2 protein-coding genes are annotated in these 1713 nt (G+C 52.1%); both read left to right on the plus strand.

The window, feature by feature from the left end:
* The first annotated feature begins 149 nt into the window (after positions 1 to 149).
* Positions 150 to 590 (plus strand): hypothetical protein, encoded by a 441-nt coding sequence (locus tag ABEA92_RS31260; protein WP_345689800.1) that lies wholly within the window; start codon positions 150 to 152, stop codon positions 588 to 590.
* 102 nt (positions 591 to 692) lie between these two features.
* A complete protein-coding gene (locus tag ABEA92_RS31265; protein WP_345689802.1) occupies positions 693 to 1511 on the plus strand; it encodes a DUF2971 domain-containing protein in 819 nt (272 codons plus the stop codon).
* Positions 1512 to 1713 lie beyond the last annotated feature (202 nt).

The raw sequence follows: 1713 nt of genomic DNA on the forward strand, positions 1-1713 counted from the left end.
CGGCCCCAATGACCGAACACCTACGCAAGGCCAAGGAAAACGGCGAACCATACGATGCACGTGAGTCGCCGAGTTGAGTTTATTGAAGTGGTCAGTCGTTCGCGGCGACCACGTGATCGTTAACGTTACCCGACTGAAACGATGATCCTTTGACCCGCAGTCGAAATTCCGTACCGGAGATGGGACCCTGCCCGATTTGCGGAGGCACGATCGGTTACGCGGGCACGCAGTGCCGCAATCGTATTGCAATGCCCACCTGTGACGAATGCGGTGCCGTATTGGACCGCACCTACTGCCCATCGTATGCATACGTTCACGCTCAGAGCGAACGACGTAAACGCAAATGGTCACCGGCCAAAGAACTTCTTCGCAAATCTGAATGTACGTCGCGTGAATTCATCCGGTCACGATGCTGGACAATGTACATGATCGATGACCTTATAGAGATTCGCTACAATTCTGCGAATGATACATATGACATTGTTGTGCCCGGCGAGACGGACGTGATCGGAATCGGCATTGACGGCCTCATCGAATGGGTTGCCGAATCTGGTCTCACCGACAATCGAGACCTACAATTCAGCGGGTAACCATGCGATGATACGGAGCGGCGGTGGTCGCCGCTTTGGCAATGGTTGAGTCATTCGCCGCCGCCCGCATATCGCTACCGTTACGCCAGAAAGTGAATCGACATGGATGCCAAACCTGAAACGATATTCAAGTATGAACCTTTCTCACTGCGCGCTGTTCAGAACGTCAAATGCCATTCTGTCTACTTCAACTCACCATCGTGGTTTAACGATCCTTTTGACTGCGGACTGAAGCCCCGAATCAGAGACCCAAGTGACGTCGAGGTCGACGCCATTTCCGCCAAGATGTTGTCCGACGCAACAACGCCAGACAAAGTGCGGCAACTGCTTGTAGGTCTGCCCAAGTCGCAAGTGAAAGCACAGTTGATCAGCAGCGCTGAACGAATCATCGAAGAACAGCGCGACGACTTCAACAACACCAAGGGTGTCACTTGCTTTTCCCAGTGCAATGACAACATGCTGATGTGGTCACACTACGGTGGTCAGCACAAAGGATTCTGTCTTGAATTTGACACTACATTTGAACCACTCACCAAACTTCGACGCGTTAACTACTCCGCAGACATCCCTGTGGTTGATATCACACGCTTCATGCTGCATGACGACTACGAACATCTAATCGACCTCTTTTGTACTAAATCGATCGATTGGGCATACGAACGCGAATGGCGGGTACTTCACGCTGATAAGGGAACCGTATTCACGTACGAGCCCAACGCGCTGCGCGCCATCTATTTTGGTGCAAAAATGACAAAACAGGACATCGACATGATTTGCCTTGTACTTTACTGCCAGAACCCAGATGTAGAACTGTTTCAAGGGGAACGCAGCGACTCCGAATTCAGGATCGAATTCTCGTCTTTGGGTCGTGCTTCGGCATACAAACCATATGCTGAAGCCAAGCGATTGGGATTGGAGTAACCATCGGATGCAACGGACGGCCGGTGGTCTGTTTACTCGAATGGATGCTCAACTCCCGGCCCCCGCTGATCCGGGCCGACTATGAAGTCCGAGGTTGGCAAGTGGTGTTGAGGTAATTCCCTTGTCTTATTTCATTTTTTTTCCGCGGGTGGTGGTGAGGTGCCGTCGCCGGAGGCATTTTTCGGTCGCTCGCCCGTCAGTG

Origin of the sequence: Novipirellula caenicola (assembly GCF_039545035.1) — a bacterium.
Lineage (GTDB): Bacteria > Planctomycetota > Planctomycetia > Pirellulales > Pirellulaceae > Novipirellula > Novipirellula caenicola.